Source organism: Curtobacterium sp. VKM Ac-1376 (assembly GCF_015351025.1).
Lineage (GTDB): Bacteria > Actinomycetota > Actinomycetes > Actinomycetales > Microbacteriaceae > Curtobacterium.
Map to the genome: position 1 here is coordinate 221460 of NZ_JADKRV010000001.1, position 15357 is coordinate 236816.

The following is a 15357-nucleotide window of genomic DNA, read 5'->3' on the forward strand; positions in this document are numbered from 1 at the left end:
GCGCACCGTGCGGCGTTCTCCGGGTGGTGCGAGGGTGAGCACTCGGTGCGAGGTCGCAGCGCCGCACGGAGTGGACGACCTCGCACCGGATGGGTGACGCGGCACGCCTGAGCCGCGCTGCTCGCGCCTGCCACGCCCGCCCGTGGGACGGACCCGGCGCGGTGTCAGGCGGCGCGGTCGCCGGTGCGCTCGGGCGTCGTGATCGGTTCGGTGACCGCCGTGCTGGCGTCGGCAGCCGGGGTGGTGCCGGGGAGGATGAGCTCCGGGCGTCGGCGACCGCGGAACACCCACGTCTTGAACAGCACGAACCGCACCCCGGTCGCCACCAGGTTGGCCGCGGTCAGCACCGCGATCTCCGCACCGTGCGAGGCTCCCGGTACCGACGCGTGCAACACCACCAGCGACCCCGACGTGATCGCCCAGGCGATGCCGAACACGACCAGCCCCTGCACGTGGTGCCGACCCGCTCCCGCGCGGCCCCGCACCCCGAACGTGAACCGTCGGTTCAGCGCGGTGTTGCCGATCGCGGTGACCAGCAGCGCGAGGAAGTCTGCCGTCTGGGCGCCGATCGCCGGCCGGAACAGGGCGTACAGGGCGGCGAACGCCAGGGTCGACAGGACGCCGATCGCGCCGAAGCGCAGGACCTGGCCGAGGAATCCGACGCTCGGTGGAGTGAACGGCTGCCGGCCGATCGTCTCGTACACGGCGGCGACCGGCACCCGGCCGGTGGCGATGTTCCGCGACACCCGCCACATGCCCTTCAGGTCCTCGGTGGCGGTGGACGCGATGTGCACGGACGAGTTGACGTCGTCGACCCAGTCGACGGGGACCTCGTGGATGCGCAGCCCCGCGTGTTCGGCCAGCACGAGCAGCTCGGTGTCGAAGAACCACGCGTCGTCCTCGCACAGGGGCAGCAGGTGATCGGCGGCGAGCTTCGTGACGGCCTTGAACCCGCACTGCGCGTCGGAGAACGACACCCCCATCGTGGTCCGGAGCAGCAGGTTGTACGAGCGTGAGATGAACTCCCGCCTGCTGCCCCGCACCACGCGCGACGAGTCGGCCAGCCGGGTGCCGATGGCCAGGTCCGAGTGCCCGGAGAGCAGCGGCGCCACGAGCGGCTCGAGCGCGGCGAGGTCGGTGGAAAGGTCCTCGTCCACGTAGACGAGCACGGTCGCCGGTGATGCCGCCCACACGGCCTTGAGCGCACGGCCCCGTCCCTTCTCGGGCAGGTGCACCGCGTGCACGCCGGGGAGCATCGCGGCGAGGTCGTCGGCGATGCGGGCGGTGTCGTCGGTCGAGGCGTTGTCGGCGATCGTGATGCGCCAGGAGTGGTGCAGCGACGTCCGGCAGAACGCGTGCAACCGCCGGACGTGGGCGGCGAGCGTGTCCTGCTCGTTGTAGCAGGGGACGACGATGTCGATGTCGAGGGGTTGGTTCGTCTCCGTCATGCCGCTCATGCTCGGCAGCGGGGCTACGGGGGCCGAGGCAGGGCGCTGTGGCCCGGGTAAGAACGAACGCCACGTGACGATCCGGACGGCGCCCGGTCACCGTGCCGTCGTCTGCCGGTCCTGGCGTGTGACATGGCACGGTGGTAGCGTGATCGTGATCGTGATCGTGATCGTGATCGTGATCGTGATCGTGCTCGTGCTCGTTGCGTTGAGCTTCGAGAAGTGGGCCCGAGACCCATCCGGACGGTTGGGCGCTCGGGTTCTGCGCGTTTCAGGCGTCGATCACGGTGAGCTCCGTCGGGCAACGACGTCGCCAGTCGCCGCCCTTCGCCCACGCCCACCCCACTGCGTCCGGTAGGGCCAGGAGCGGCTCGACGAGGACCTCTCGGTACCCGCTCGCCGCTGTCGTCACCACCGCGCCCCCACGGCGTACCACTCTCCATCTCAGTGGAGTTCTCGGTCAGCGGGGCAGCAGGATCTGCACGATCGCGACGACCACGAGCGCCGCGATCGGGACGCCCGCGATCCACGCGCCCGCCCGCATCTGGGTCCGGCGGATCGTGGGCGGTGCGTGCGAGGAGCGCGCGAACTCGGTCGCGGCCACGAGCTCCGGCGCCGCGGCGGGCGGTGCGGGCTCTGGCTGGGGGCGGTCGTCCTCGAACGCCGGGACCTCGACCACCAGGTCGGCGGGGTCCGGGCGGCCCGGGAGCTTGTCGTACGCGTTCGTCACCGTGCCTCCTCGTCCGGCGTTCTCCGACCAGTATGCGACCCGGCGTCCGCGCCCGCGCCCGCGCCCTCGGCCGAGGCAGGAAGGTCCACGGTGAACGCGGTCCGGGCCGGCTCGGACGCGACTCGCACCCTGCCGCCGTGCGCCACGACCACGGCCCGCACGATCGCGAGCCCGAGGCCGCTCGAGCCGTGCTCCCGTGAGCGCGAGGCCTCACCCCGGGTGAACCGGTCGAACAGGGTCGGCAGGGACTCGGCGGGGATCGGCGGCCCGTCGTTCGCCACGACGAAGCGGACGACGGCACCTCCCGACCCGGGCACCGACTGCAACGACTGCAACGACACCACGACGGCCGTCCCGGGCGGCGTGTGCGTCCGGGCGTTGGTCAACAGGTTCGTGATCACCCGTCGGAGCTGCACCTCGTCGCCGGCCACGAGCAGCGGCTGGTCGTCCACGATCTGCAGCGTCCACCGGTGGTCCGGGGCAGTCGCGCGAGCGTCCATGGTTGCCTCGACCACGAGCGACGTCAGGTCGACCGGCTCGCGGACGACCTGCGACGCCGGCGCCCCCGATGCCAGGGCCGAGGCGTCGAGCCGTGCGAGCAGCAGCAGTTCCTCGACCAGGTCGCCCATCCGCACGGCCTCGCGTCCGATCCGGTCGACGTTGCGGTGGATCGCGTCCAGGTCGGACGACCCCGCGCTCAGCTCGGCGTACGCCCGGACGGTCGCGATCGGCGTCCGCAGTTCGTGCGAGGCGTCGGCGACGAAGGTCCGCATGCCGGCCTCGGCGTCGCGGCGGACCGTGAGTGCTCGGGCGACGTGGCCGAGCAGGCGGTTCAGCGCGGTGCCGACCTGCGCCACCTCGCGGTTCGCGGTCAGGTCGGCGTCGGAGACGCGCCCGGGGATGTCCGGATCGCCGCGTTCCAGGTCGAGCGCGGTCACGTCGGAAGCCACCGAGGCGACCCGTTCGAGCGGCCGGAGCGAACGGCGGACGAGCAGGGCGAGCGCCCAGGCCGCGACGGCGAGGCCGAGCACGGTCAGTACCCCGATGACGAGCAGCAGCCGGGCGATGGCGGCGTTCAGGTCGCCGAGGGGGAGCGCGGTGACGAACACGTCGCCGTCGTCCCCGACCGCCTGCACCCGGTAGGTGCCGAGCGTGCCGAGTTCGACGGTCGCCGGGGCGGCGCCGCTGCGCACTGCGGCGAGCGTCCGCTCCTGCGCGTCGGTCAGGCCGTGCTGCTCGCCCTCGCTGTCGGTGTAGCCGCCCAGCACCACGGCACCGTCGCCGACGATCGCCACGACGGTGCCGGCGGACTGCCCCGGCGCGCCGATGAACACGTTGTCCGGGTCGGGACGGTCCCCGGGCGACGACGACTCGCCGGGCGGCGGACCGGGTGGCGCATCAGCACCGTCCAGACCGCCGACGGTCCGGTCCGCCGCCGTCGACAGCTCCGCGTCGAGCCGGTCGACCAGGTACCCCCGGAACGCGACGACGGTGACCGCCCCCACCACCACGTTCATCGCGACGAGCAGCAGCGCCACGGCCGCCACGATCCGCCAGCGCAGCGACGGCACGCGTGACGGCCGGGAGGCGCGGCGCGGCTGCACCGGTCGGCTCACGTCGTCGGTCGCAGCACGTAACCGGCCCCACGGACGGTCTGCAGCATCGGCTCGCGTCCGGCGTCGAGCTTCTTCCGCAGGTACGACACGTACATGTCCACCAGGTTCGACGACGACCCGAAGTCCATCCCCCACACGTTGGCCAGCAGCTGCTCCCTCGAGAGCACCCGGTTCGCGTTCCGGGCCAGGTGTCGCAGCAGTTCGTACTCGGTCGGGGTGAGCTCGATCGCCTCGCCGCCACGGCTCACGGCGCGGGCGTCCTCGTCGAGCCGGAGGTCCCCCACCACCACCTCGGCGCTGGTCCCCACCGCGGCGACCCGGGCCGATGTCCGCGCCAGGATCCGCGCCCGGACGAGCAGCTCGTCGATGCCGAAGGGCTTCGTCAGGTAGTCGTCGCCGCCGCCCGTGAGTCCGGCGAGCCGGTCCTCGGGTCCGTCGCGGGCGGTGAGGAACAGCACGCGGACGTCGTCGCGGGAGTCGCGGAGCCGCTCGAGCACCTCGAACCCGTCGATGTCCGGGAGCATCACGTCGAGCACGATGACGTCGGGCTGGAACTCCCGAGCCGCGAACAGCACGTCGCGTCCGCGGTGGACGGACCGCACGGCCCAGCCGTCGCCCTCGAACGCCAGGGCGACAGCGTCGGCCAGGGCGTGCTCGTCGTCGACGACGAGGGCGCGGACGGGGGAACCGTCGGTGCGCTGCAGCGGTTGGCCGGTCATGTCCGGGAGCCTATCCACCGCGCCCTCGTCATCGGTCACTTCGCGTTGCTCAGGTCGTAGACGGTCTGCCCGCCGACGGTCGTGGACTCGTAGTTCGCCGCGACCCACTCCTGGATCGCCGACGCGGTCGACGAGCCGCCACCCATCCCGCCGCCGGAGCCGGACGACACGTAGTACCCGATGTCACCGTCGGCGACGTGTGCCTTGAACTGCGCGAGCGTCGGTGCCGGGTCGCTCGACCAGCCGCCGATCGCCATCACGGCGGTGTCGGTGTCGAGCTCGAGCTGCGCGGCCGACTGGGACCCGTTGATCGCGGCCGCCCACTTCGCGTCGGACGCCTCCAGCAGCTTCTGCAGGGCGGACGAGGTCGTCGTGCCCTCGCCGCCGCCCCCGGCCTGGAGGCCCGTCCCCGACTCGCCCTCGGAGGTCGCGTCGTCCGTGCCGTCCTGACCACTGCCCGGTGCCGTGCCGGACGTGCCGTCCGGCATCTCGGGCGCCTCGCCGGAGGCACCCTCCGGCGGGGTCCCGCCGGGTCCCTGCTGGGAGTCCGACGAGCTGTCGGAGCTGCCGTCGTCAGGAGCGGAGGCCGATCCACCCGGGCCGCCCGTGCCTCCCGGGAAGCCACCGGTGCCACCGCCCATCCCACCGGAGCCGCTGCCCGCCGGACCGACGCTCGGGATCGAGCCGGAGTGCGCGACGGTCGTCGTGGCGAGGGCGTAAGCGGTGGTGCCGGACAGCCCGAACAGGGTGCCGGCGAGGACGCCGATCGTGACGAGCCTGCGCAGCGACGGCACACTGCCGATGACGATCAGTGCTGCGGAGAGCAAGCCGCCGGCGAGCATCACCCAGCGCAGCCAGGGCAGCCAGGTCGGGTTCTCGTTCAGCAGGCACCAGCCCCAGAACGCCGTGACGCCGATCATCGCGGCGAGGCCGAGGCGGCCGACGAACCGGTGGCGTGCGTGCCAGAGCAGGGCGCCTCCGGTGCCGACGAGTCCGGCGATCGCCGGGGCGAGGGCGACCGTGTAGTACGGGTGGATCGTGCCGGACATGTACGAGAACACCAGACCGGTGACCAGCAGCCAGCCGCCCCACAGGACCAGTCCGGCGCGGGCGGGGTCGGCCAGGTGCCGGCGGCCGACGACGACCAGGCCGACCACGAGGGCGATGAGTGCCGCGGGCAGGAGCCAGGAGATCTCGAGTCCCATCTCGGACGAGAACAGGCGGTTCAGGCCCGTCGAGCCGCCGAAGGAACCGCCGGCCGTCCCGCCGGTCATGCCGCCTCCGTCTCCGCTTCCGCCGTTGCCGGAGCCGCCGAAGATCCGGCCGAGGCCGTTGTAGCCGAACACCAGGTCGAGCACGGTGTTGTTCGTCGAGCCGCCGATGTAGGGGCGGGACTCGGCGGGCCAGAGCCACACGGCGACGACCCACCAGCCGGCCGCCACCACGAGGGAGCCGGCGGCGATGAGCAGACCGATCACGCGCCTGCCCCAGCCGGTGCGGGCGGCGAACAGGTACACGAGGCCGAACGCCGGCAGGACGAGCAGCCCCTGCAGCATCTTCGTCAGGAACGCGAAGCCGAGGGCGACCCCGGCCAGCGCGATCCACTTCCAGCTGCCCTTCGGCAGGGCCCGCACGGTGCAGTACGCCCCGGCGGTCATCAGGAACACGAGCAGGGCGTCCGGGTTGTCGAACCGGAACATCAGGGCCGCTGCCGGGGTCGCGGCGACGACGAACCCCGCGAGCAGGGCGCCGACGTTCGCGGTGGTGGCGCCGAGCCGGGCCACGCTGCGACGCACCGTGCCCCACACCAGCGCGACGGAGCCGACGGCCATCAGGGCCTGGGGGAGCAGCAGGCTGAAGCTCGAGAAGCCGAACAGGCGGGCCGACAAGACCATCACCCACAGCGAGGCCGGTGGCTTGTCGACGGTGATGAAGTTCGACGAGTCGAGGGAGCCGAAGAAGAACGCCTCCCACGACTTCGTGCCGGCCTGCACGGCGGCGGCGTAGAAGCTGTTGGCGTAGCCCGAGACGCTGAGGTCCCAGAGGTACACCACGGCGGTCACGGCCAGGAGCGCCCAGAACGCCGGCCGGAGCCAGCGGGCGTCCTCGCGCTCGCCGAGGAACAGCCGGGCGAGGGGCGGGCGGCGCCGATCCCGCGCGGCACTGCGCGCGGAGTCGCGTCGGTCGGTCACGGGTACCGGGTACGTGGTCATGTCGATGAGCATCCGGGGCGTTCCCCGACTGCTGCACTGCGCTGGCTATGTGCGCGCTAAGGACGCTCGGTGCGCCCCTCGCACGGTGCGAGGGCGGTCTGCCGTGGTGCGAGGTTCCGTACTCGGTGCGAGGCACGCGGGGTCGCACGGAGTACGGAACCTCGCACCGTTCGTGCGACGCCCCTCGCACGGTGCGAGGGTCAGGCGTACCGCTGCGCCGCCCGCAGTGCGGCCCCGGTGTACGAGCCCCCGAACAGGAACACGTGCAGCAGCAGCGGGGCGAGCTGGTGGAGGTCGACGCGCTCCTGCCAGCCGTCGGCGAGCCGCGACTCCCGGTCGTACCCGGCGAGCACGGTCTCGAGCCGGGGCAGCCCGAACAGCCCGAGCAGCGCCAGGTCGGTCTCCGCGTGCCCGCCGTGCGCGATCGGGTCGATGAGCACGGCCCCGGTCGGCTCGGATGAGTCCGTCGGCCAGAGCACGTTCCCGGCCCACAGGTCGCCGTGCAGCCGCGCGGGACGGTCGCCGACGAGCGCGGGCTGCGGCGACCCGAGCGTGCCGTCCTGCACCCGCTCGGCGACCCGGTCGAACGCGGCGGCCTCGTCACGGTCGAATCCGCCGGCGTCGACGATCCGGCGCACGAAGTCACGGATCCGGTACTCGGCGAAGAACTCGCCCCAGGTCGCCGGCGCGTGCTCGGCGTCGACGAACGGCGTGCGTGAGCGGCCCATCCGGAGCGGTGCACCCGGCAACCAGCCAGCGGGCGGTCCTCCCCAGTGGCGGGCCCCTGCCGCGTGCGTGTGCGCGAGGGAGCGGCCGAACCGTTCCGCCTGTGCAGCGGTCGGGGAACCGTCCGAGATCCGCTCGAGGTCGAGCACCGTCGGGCTCGGCTGCCCCAGCACCCGGGCGGTGCGCGTGCCGCCGGTGGCCTCGGCCTCGGCGAGCCACTCGAGCCCGGCGGCCTCGGCTGCCGCTTCGTCCGCGGTGGTGAAGGTCTTCACGTGCGTCTCGGCCATCGGTCCATCCTGCCGGCCGTGCGGCGGCTGCCGTTCAGCCCGCCGTCAGACCGCGTCGACCAGTGCCCGCGCCAGCGGGTGCCACTCCCGCGACGACGGCCCGCTCAGCACCAGGGTCCGCTCGAGCCGTCGGGCCATCGGCACCATGACGAGCTGCGGCGGGAGCATCACCCGGCCCAGCGTCGGCACGATCGAGACACCCTCGCCCCGCTCGATCATCCCGAACATCGTGCTCATCTCCCGGACCCTGTGGGCGTACCGGAAGGGGCGCCCGTCGAGCTCGTGCAGCTTCTGGATCTGGTACTCGCACCCGCCGCCGCCGGCCACCAGACCGTCCTCGTGCAGGTCGTCCAGGGTGAGCGCCGGCAGTTCGGCGAGCGGGTGGTCACGGCGGACCACGGCGGCCATCTCGTCCCGGGCGACGACGACACCACCGGCCGGCACCGGCGACGGGTCGACGAGTACGGCGGCGTCGACGGTGCCGGCCTCCAGCCACTCCGGCATCTCGTCGTCGTCGCCCTCGTAGACCTGCACGTCGACGTCGGGCAGCGTCACCGCCCACAGCTCGCGGAGCCGCGGCAGCAGGCCCTGGCAGACGGTGGGGACGGCCGCGAGGCGCACGGTGCCGCGGGCCGTGGCGGGCCGGGCCACGGCCTCCAGGGCGTCGACGGAGGCGAGCACGCTGCGGGCGTGGGCCAGCAGGCGCTCGCCCAGGGGCGTGGCTGCCGCGACCGTGCCGCGTCGGACGACGGGGCCACCGACCGCGCGTTCGAGCCCGGCGACGGCGTGCGACACCGCTGACTGTCCGACTCCGAGTGCCGCGGCGGCCGCGGTGAAGGATCCGGCGTCGAGGGTGGCGACGAACGCGCGCAGTTGCTGGACCGAGACGGTCATGCGTCCTCCTCATGGGGCCATGAACCACATGCGTTTGCCGCATGCGTTCCGCTGGTCCGACACTAGGCGACGTGAACGCCCTCCTCTACGCCCTCGTCGCACTCACCTGGGGGTCGAGCTTCCTCTTCGCGAAGATCGGTCTCGACGGGCTCGCCCCGCAGCAGGTCGCCACCGTGCGGACCGTCCTCGGCGGCCTGACGCTCGTCGTCGTGCTGGTCGCGACGCGTCGTCGGTGGCCCCGTGAACCGCGGACCTGGGCGCACCTGGCAGTCGTCGCGGTGTTCCTCAACGCGGTGCCGTCGTCCCTGATGGCGTGGGCGGAGCAGACCGTGCCGTCCGGGCTCGCGAGCATCTACAACGCCACGACACCGATCATGACGCTGGCGGCGCTCGCCGTGCTCGTGCCCTCCGAACGGCTGCGCGGTCGGCAGGTGCTCGGCATCGTGCTCGGCATCGTCGGGGTGCTCGTGCTCGTCGGCCCGTGGGACGTCCTGACGGACCCCGCCGTGCTGGCGAGCGTCCCCGGCCAGGTCGCGCTGCTCGGCATGACCGCGTCCTACGGCATCGGGCTCGCCTACCTGCGGCGGGTGGCCGTGGCGAGCGCGTACGACCCCGTCACACTGGCGACGGTCCAGCTGACGCTGGCCTCCGTGATGCTCCTGCTGGTCGCGCCCGTCATCGCGACCGGTCCGGTGCAGCTGGACGGGAGGATCGTGGCCGCGATGATCGCGCTCGGTTGCGTCGGCACGGGGCTGGCCTACGCCTGGAACACACGGCTCGTGCAGGCATGGGGCGCCGGCCGCGCCTCCACGGTCACCTACCTGACGCCGGTGGTCGGGGTGGCGCTCGGCGTGCTCGTCCTGGGGGAGCGGGTGCGGTGGAACGAACCCGTCGGCGGTCTCGTCGTGCTGCTCGGCATCGCCCTGGCCTCCGGGGCGCTCGTCCGCCGGAGGACACCGTCGACGGCTGCGGCCTGAGCGGCGAGCCCCGACGATCCGTAGCCTGGCCGGATGACCGCCGGTCCGAAGCCCTCCGTCGTGCGCCTCCTGTTCGCCTCGTCGCACCCGGGACCCACCGTGACCGTCACGGTCCTCGCGGCGGTGATCGCGGCGGCGGTCGGACACCCGGTGTGGCTCGTGGCGTCGGTGGCGCTGACGGTCCTGGCGGGACAGCTGTCCATCGGCCTGGCGAACGACTGGATCGACGCGGACCGTGACCGTGCCGTCGGGCGGAGCGACAAGCCCGTGGCTCGCGGGCTCATCGCGGTCGGGACCGTGCGGACCGCCGCGGTCGGGACAGCCGGGGCCGCCGTGGTGGTCTCGCTGTTGCTCGGGCCCGTGGCCGCGGTCGCGCACCTGGTGCTCGTCGCGGCCGGTTGGGCCTACGACGCCGGGTTGAAGCGCACGGTGTGGTCCGTGGCGCCGTTCGTCGTCGCGTTCGGCCTGCTCCCCGTCGTCGCCGTCGCCGCCGGTCCCGAGGGGCAGTGGCCGACCTGGTGGGCGATCGCGACGGGCGCGGTGTTCGGGATCGCGATCCACTGCACGAACGTCCTGCCCGACCTGGTCGACGACGCCGCGACCGGGGTCCGGGGCTTCCCGCACCGGCTCGGGCTCCGTGGTGCTGGTGTCGTCGCGTTCGGCTCGCTCGTCGTCGCGGCTGCCCTGGTGCTCGGTGGGCAGGTGCTGGGCGACGACCCGGTGCGCGGCCGCGGGGTCCTCCTCGCGGTGGTCGGTGCCGTCGTGGTGCTGGGGCTGGCGGTCGTCGGCGTCCGGCTGGTGCTCGCCGGGCGGGCGTCGCGCACCCTGTTCCGGCTCGTCATCACCTCGTCGCTCGTGCTCGTCGTCGAGCTCGGGTTCGCGGGCGCACGGCTCGTGGTCTGACGAGCCGGAGCAGGTGACGCGAGCCGTCAGGCCCAGCGCATCGCGTAGAGACGGGCCAGGCCGTGTGCGGTCGGCAGCGACAGGACGGTCCTGAGCAGCGCCTCCCGACCGACCGCCGTGACCGGGCCGAGCGGACGGCCGAGTGCCATGTTCACCTCGGCCTGTCGTGCCGCGCGCCGCGCGACGGCCTGGCGGCGGTCGGCGTGGCCGGGCCAGGGGCCGGCGACGCCGGTGCGCACCGCGCCGGCGAGCAGGGGTGCGAGCTCGGCCGCGTCGAGCCAGCCGAGGTTCATGCCCTGGCCGCCGATCGGGCTGATCTCGTGTGCGGCGTCCCCGACGAGCACGACCCGTCCGACGCCCACGCGCTCCGCGGTGCGTCGTCGGACCCCGAAGGTGCTCGTCATCGTGCATGTCGACGGGTCGGGCTCGATCCCGGTGCGTGCGGTGACGATCTCCGCCAGGCGAGCCGCGGTGGCGGGGTCCGGGCTGCCGTCCCGTCCGGTGCCGGTGCCGGTGCCGGTGCCGGTGCCGGTGCCGGTGCTGGTCTCCGACACGAGTGCCACGTACCGCCGCCGCCCTCCGGGCAGCGGGAAGGACTCGACCACGCCGTCCGGACCGACGTCGACCAGCGCTGCCGAGCGATCGGAAGGGTCCTCCGGATCGGCGAAGTCGCCCATCACGTAGCGGTCCGGGTAGTCGCGCCCGGTGGTGCCGATGCCGAGCAGGTCGCGAACGGTGCTCCTCGCGCCGTCGGCGCCGACCACGAAGGCGGCCCGGACGGTGACGACGGCTCCGTCCGGGCCGGTGCCCGCGGCGTCCACGTGGTCGGGGTGCCGGTTCAGCGCGGTCAGGGTGGTCCCGGTGCAGAGCGCTGCGGGTGCCGTGGCGTCGAGCCGGGCGCGCAGGAGTGCCTCGGTGCGGTGCTGGTCGAGTGTCGCCACGTACGGGTGCGTCGGTGACGCGTGGTCGAAGGACAGGCTGCCGAGGGTGCGGCCGCGGCTCCGGGCGACGCCCGCACGGACCAGGACGGCCTCGGCGAGGACCGGGGTGTCCAGTCCGATAGCGGCGAACGCGTCGAGCGAGGGCGGGTGGATCCCGATCGCGCGGGATCCGGCCGGGGGCTCCGCTCGGCGTTCCCACACCCGGACGTCGAGGCCACGCGTGGCGAGGAGGGCGGCGAGGAACACCCCGACGGGGCCACCGCCGACCACGAGGACGTCCGTCCGTTCCGAGTGCACGGAGCGAGCCTACGGAGCGATGCACCCGGATGTGCCGAGAGCGATGGGCCACTCCGCCTGGCCGGGCTCCCACGTGCACCGGAGTTGTCTGCCCGCGAGGGGACAGATCAGCACCTGGAGGTTTCACCATGAGCACACCCGACGACCGCACTCGACCCGACGTCGACGCCGCGCGGAGTGACGCGGGGACGGGGACGGGGACGGGGCCGGCGCAGGGCGACGGCCGGCCGACCCGTGCCGTCCCGGCGGAACGCGGAGCGACCCAGCGTGAGACCGTGCTCGAGCGCGAGAAGGAGGAGTTCTCCGGCTTCAAGTGGGGGTCGGCCTTCTTTGGCTGGCTCACCGCGACGGGCACGGCCGTGATCCTGACGGCGATCCTCAGCGCGGTGGGCGCCGGCGTCGGACTCGGCCAGAACGGCGGCGACGTCGACGACGCAGCGAAGGACGTGACCCGGAACGGTGACGTGGTCGGGATCGTCGGAGCGATCGCCCTCGCGGTGATCCTCTTCGTCGCGTACCTGTGCGGCGGGTACGTCGCCGGCCGGATGGCCCGGTTCGCCGGTGCGAAGCAGGGCATCGCCGTGTGGATCTGGGCGGTCGTCATCGCGGTCGTCGTGGCCATCGTCACCGCCGTCGCGGGGTCGCAGTTCAACGTGCTCGGCAACGTCAACAGCTTCCCGCGGATCCCGATCGACGAGGGCGCCCTCACCGTGACGGGCATCGTGACGGCGATCGTCGTCGCGATCATCAGCCTGGTCGGGGCCGTCCTCGGCGGGATCCTCGGCATGCGCTACCACCGCCGGGTCGACCGCGTCGGCCTCGGCCGCTGAGGCCGCCCGGCCCACCAGCACGACAGCACGGAAGGGAACACACGATGATCGACTCCACGAACCTGAACAGCGTCTTCGGCGCCCAGGTCACCGATCCCGACGGCGCCAAGGTCGGCACCGTCAAGCAGGTCTACGTCGACCAGCACGACGGCCACCCGCTCTTCGCGAGCGTCAGCACGGGGCTCTTCGGGCGCTCCGAGTCCTTCGTACCGCTGGAGGGGGCCGACCTCAGCGGTGACGAGCTCCGCGTGGCCTACGGCAAGGACCAGATCAAGGACGCACCGCGGGTCGAGGGTGACGGCGAGCTCAGCGACGAGGAACAGGACCGCGTCTTCGACCACTACGGGATCGGCGGCGGCCAGCAGGCGGGGCAGCAGACCGGGCAGCAGATCGGCACCGACGCCGACGCCGACGCCGACTCCGACACGACCGATGCGACGACCGGTACGGACCCCGACCTGACTGCTGGTGCTGCCGGGCAGGACACGTCCGCCTCGTCGGGCGCTGCCGGGCAGGACACGTCCGCGTCGGCCGGCCAGGACACGACCCGCTCCGCAGGGCACGACACGACCCGCTCCGCAGGGCACGACACCTCGGGTCCGGACACCGACGACGCGATGACCCGTTCCGAGGAGCGCCTCGCCGTCGGCACCGAGCAGGTCCCGGCCGGCCGTGTCCGGCTGCGCAAGCACGTCGTCACCGAGCAGCAGAACGTCACGATCCCGGTGCAGCACGAGGAGCTCCGGGTCGAGACCGAACCGATCACCGACGCGAACGCCGGTGCGGCGCTCGACGGACCGGCACTGTCCGAGGAACAGCACGAGGTGACCCTGAACGAGGAACGCGTCGTGGTCGACAAGGAGACCGTGCCGGTCGAGCGCGTCCGGGTCGGCAAGGAGACCGTGACGGAGCAGCAGCAGGTGTCCGAGGACGTCTCCCACGAGGAGATCGACCTGGACCAGGACGGCTCCACGCGCCCCTGACGCGGGTCCCAGCGGGACGGGAGGCGCGGTGCGGGCGGGCACCGCGCCTCCCGTCCGTCGTGTGGTCGCGGTGACCGCGTCTCGGTCGGTTGCGACGCGGCACGCTGCGCGACCACCCAGCGCAGCGCCGCCGGCGCTGGGCACGTGGCTCAACGAGCGGACTGCACCAGGTTCGTCAGGGCGTCCACCCGTTCGTGGGCGATGGCGGCGAAGGGCCGGTCCTCGTCCGCGGCGATCCACTGTGCGAAGGACAGGTGGAACACGGTCACTGCCGTCTCGGCGGCCATCGTCGCCACCGGTTCGGCGACACCTCGGTCGCGCAGGACCTCGCCGAGGCTGGCCTTCAATGTGGCGAGTTTGCCGAGCTCCCGCTCGCCGAGGGCCGCGTTCGCGTCGATGATCTCCTGTCGCGCGCGCGACCACACCCGACGCTCCTCGGGGAAGAACGCGGCACTGGCGTCGAGCGCGCGGCGGATCAGGTCGAACGGCGGGGTGCCGTCGGGTGCGGTGCTGATCGGGTCGATGAACATGCCGAGGAACCCGTCCTGCCCCGCGAAGAGCACCTCGGGCTTGTCGGCGAAGTGGCGGAAGAAGGTGCGCTCGGTGACCTCGGCCGCGCCGGCGATCTCGGCGACCGTCGTCCTGTCGTAGCCCTGCTCGGCGAAGAGCTGCAGGGCGACCGCCTGCAGTCGTCCGCGGGTGCCGGGTTGCCAACGAGCCATGGTCAGCAGTCTACTGATGACAGCCGCTGACATCGAGTGCTACCGTGACGTCAGTTCATGACATCAGCGTCGTGGGCACAGCGAAGGGAACGCACATGCACGTGTTCGTCACCGGGGCCTCCGGCTGGATCGGCTCCCACACCGTCGACGACCTGCTCGCCGCCGGACACACCGTCACCGGGCTCGCCCGCTCCGATGCCTCGGCCGCAGCGCTCGAGGTGAAGGGCGCCGGCGTCCTCCGCGGCGACCTCGACGACCTCGACGCCATCCGCCGAGGTGCCGCCGAGGCCGAGGGCGTCCTGCACCTCGCCAACAAGCACGACTTCGCGAACCCGGCGGTCTCCGACGCGGCCGAGCGTGCGTCGATCGAGACGATCGGCGCTGCGCTGGCCGGCAGCGACCGTCCGTTCGTGTTCGCCGCCGGGGTCGCCGGCCTGGCGTCCGGTCGTCCGGCCACGGAGGCCGATCCCAACCCGTTCGTCGGTCCGGACGCTCCGCGCGGCGGCGGCGAGAACCGCGGCTTCGACTTCGTCGAGCAGGGCGTCCGCGCCGTCGCCGCACGGTTCAGCCCGACCACCCACGGCACGGGTGACCACGGGTTCGTCGCGTACATCGTCGACGCCGCCCGGCAGCACGGGGTCTCGGCGTACATCGGCGAGGGCACGAACCGCTGGGCGGCCGTGCACGTCACCGACGCCGCCCGGCTCGTGCGGCTCGGGCTCGAACAGGCACCGGCGGGCACCCGGATGCACGCCGTGGCGGAGACGGGCATCTCCACACGGGCGATCGCCGAGGCCATCGGCGAGGGACTCGGGCTGCCCGTCACCTCGGTCGACCCCGCCGACGCACCCGCGCACTTCGGGTTCATGGCGTCGTTCTTCGGCATGGAGATGTCCGCCACGTCCGAGGCCACACGAGAGCTGCTCGGCTGGGAGCCCACCGGCCCCGGCCTGCTCGAGGACATCGCCGCCGGCGCGTACTCCGACGTCCGGGTCCCGTAGGGGCGCGGACGCGGCGGCCGGGAACGCGGCGGCGCCACACCGCGCACCACACACCGGCCGGGAGGCCCGT

Annotated in this window: 15 protein-coding genes; 5 read left to right on the top strand and 10 right to left on the bottom strand. The window is 73.2% G+C overall.

All coding sequences use genetic code 11. The features are described 5' to 3' along the window. Nucleotides 1-164 precede the first annotated feature (164 nt). The 8 genes from ITJ56_RS01065 to ITJ56_RS01100 form a co-directional block, all read right to left on the bottom strand. Nucleotides 165-1457, bottom strand: coding sequence for a bifunctional glycosyltransferase family 2/GtrA family protein (locus ITJ56_RS01065; RefSeq protein ID WP_194626596.1), 1293 nt, complete (start codon nucleotides 1455-1457; stop codon nucleotides 165-167). Nucleotides 1458-1719: 262 nt separating this feature from the next. Further along, nucleotides 1720-1860 carry a hypothetical protein gene (locus ITJ56_RS01070; protein WP_228516893.1) on the bottom strand — a complete coding sequence of 47 codons (141 nt, stop codon included), beginning with the start codon at nucleotides 1858-1860 and terminating at the stop codon, nucleotides 1720-1722. A 48-nt stretch (nucleotides 1861-1908) separates the two neighbouring features. Continuing rightward, nucleotides 1909-2178, bottom strand: coding sequence for a hypothetical protein (locus tag ITJ56_RS01075; protein WP_071406090.1), 270 nt, complete (start codon nucleotides 2176-2178; stop codon nucleotides 1909-1911). Beyond that, a complete protein-coding gene (locus ITJ56_RS18800) occupies nucleotides 2175-3794 on the bottom strand; it encodes a sensor histidine kinase (RefSeq protein WP_194626600.1) in 1620 nt (539 codons plus the stop codon). The genes ITJ56_RS01075 and ITJ56_RS18800 overlap by 4 nt, the downstream gene beginning before the upstream one ends. Then, entirely contained in the window at nucleotides 3791-4513 is a 723-nt protein-coding gene (locus ITJ56_RS01085) for a response regulator transcription factor (RefSeq protein WP_323749683.1), read from the bottom strand. Before ITJ56_RS01085 ends, ITJ56_RS18800 begins: the two co-directional genes overlap by 4 nt. A 35-nt stretch (nucleotides 4514-4548) precedes the next feature. Further along, complete coding sequence (locus tag ITJ56_RS01090; RefSeq protein ID WP_228516895.1) at nucleotides 4549-6726, bottom strand: ArnT family glycosyltransferase; 2178 nt, start codon at nucleotides 6724-6726, stop codon at nucleotides 4549-4551. A 200-nt stretch (nucleotides 6727-6926) separates the two neighbouring features. Beyond that, nucleotides 6927-7739, bottom strand: coding sequence for a fructosamine kinase family protein (locus ITJ56_RS01095; protein ID WP_194626604.1), 813 nt, complete (start codon nucleotides 7737-7739; stop codon nucleotides 6927-6929). A 45-nt stretch (nucleotides 7740-7784) separates the two neighbouring features. Further along, nucleotides 7785-8633 carry a LysR family transcriptional regulator gene (locus ITJ56_RS01100; RefSeq protein ID WP_194626607.1) on the bottom strand — a complete coding sequence of 283 codons (849 nt, stop codon included), beginning with the start codon at nucleotides 8631-8633 and terminating at the stop codon, nucleotides 7785-7787. Nucleotides 8634-8704: 71 nt separating this feature from the next. Here ITJ56_RS01100 and ITJ56_RS01105 point away from each other — a divergent pair, with 71 nt between their 5' ends. Both ITJ56_RS01105 and ITJ56_RS01110 read left to right on the top strand, forming a co-directional pair. Then, on the top strand, nucleotides 8705-9610 hold the full coding sequence (locus ITJ56_RS01105; RefSeq protein WP_194626609.1) for a DMT family transporter: 906 nt from the start codon (nucleotides 8705-8707) through the stop codon (nucleotides 9608-9610). A 33-nt stretch (nucleotides 9611-9643) separates the two neighbouring features. Further along, a complete protein-coding gene (locus ITJ56_RS01110) occupies nucleotides 9644-10513 on the top strand; it encodes a UbiA family prenyltransferase (protein ID WP_194626611.1) in 870 nt (289 codons plus the stop codon). Between the two features lie 26 nt (nucleotides 10514-10539). Here ITJ56_RS01110 and ITJ56_RS01115 read toward each other — a convergent pair whose 3' ends face one another. Beyond that, nucleotides 10540-11751, bottom strand: coding sequence for an FAD-dependent oxidoreductase (locus ITJ56_RS01115; RefSeq protein WP_194626613.1), 1212 nt, complete (start codon nucleotides 11749-11751; stop codon nucleotides 10540-10542). A gap of 128 nt (nucleotides 11752-11879) precedes the next feature. On the opposite strand from ITJ56_RS01115, the gene ITJ56_RS01120 reads away from it, so the two are divergent. Both ITJ56_RS01120 and ITJ56_RS01125 read left to right on the top strand, forming a co-directional pair. Next, nucleotides 11880-12581, top strand: a complete 702-nt coding sequence (locus ITJ56_RS01120) for a hypothetical protein (protein WP_194626615.1) — start codon at nucleotides 11880-11882, stop codon at nucleotides 12579-12581. Nucleotides 12582-12625: 44 nt separating this feature from the next. Next, nucleotides 12626-13564, top strand: coding sequence for a DUF2382 domain-containing protein (locus tag ITJ56_RS01125; RefSeq protein ID WP_194626617.1), 939 nt, complete (start codon nucleotides 12626-12628; stop codon nucleotides 13562-13564). Nucleotides 13565-13713: 149 nt separating this feature from the next. Here ITJ56_RS01125 and ITJ56_RS01130 read toward each other — a convergent pair whose 3' ends face one another. Continuing rightward, complete coding sequence (locus ITJ56_RS01130) at nucleotides 13714-14286, bottom strand: TetR/AcrR family transcriptional regulator (protein WP_194626619.1); 573 nt, start codon at nucleotides 14284-14286, stop codon at nucleotides 13714-13716. Between the two features lie 95 nt (nucleotides 14287-14381). Here ITJ56_RS01130 and ITJ56_RS01135 point away from each other — a divergent pair, with 95 nt between their 5' ends. Continuing rightward, nucleotides 14382-15287 carry an SDR family oxidoreductase gene (locus ITJ56_RS01135; RefSeq protein ID WP_194626621.1) on the top strand — a complete coding sequence of 302 codons (906 nt, stop codon included), beginning with the start codon at nucleotides 14382-14384 and terminating at the stop codon, nucleotides 15285-15287. Nucleotides 15288-15357: the final 70 nt, after the last annotated feature.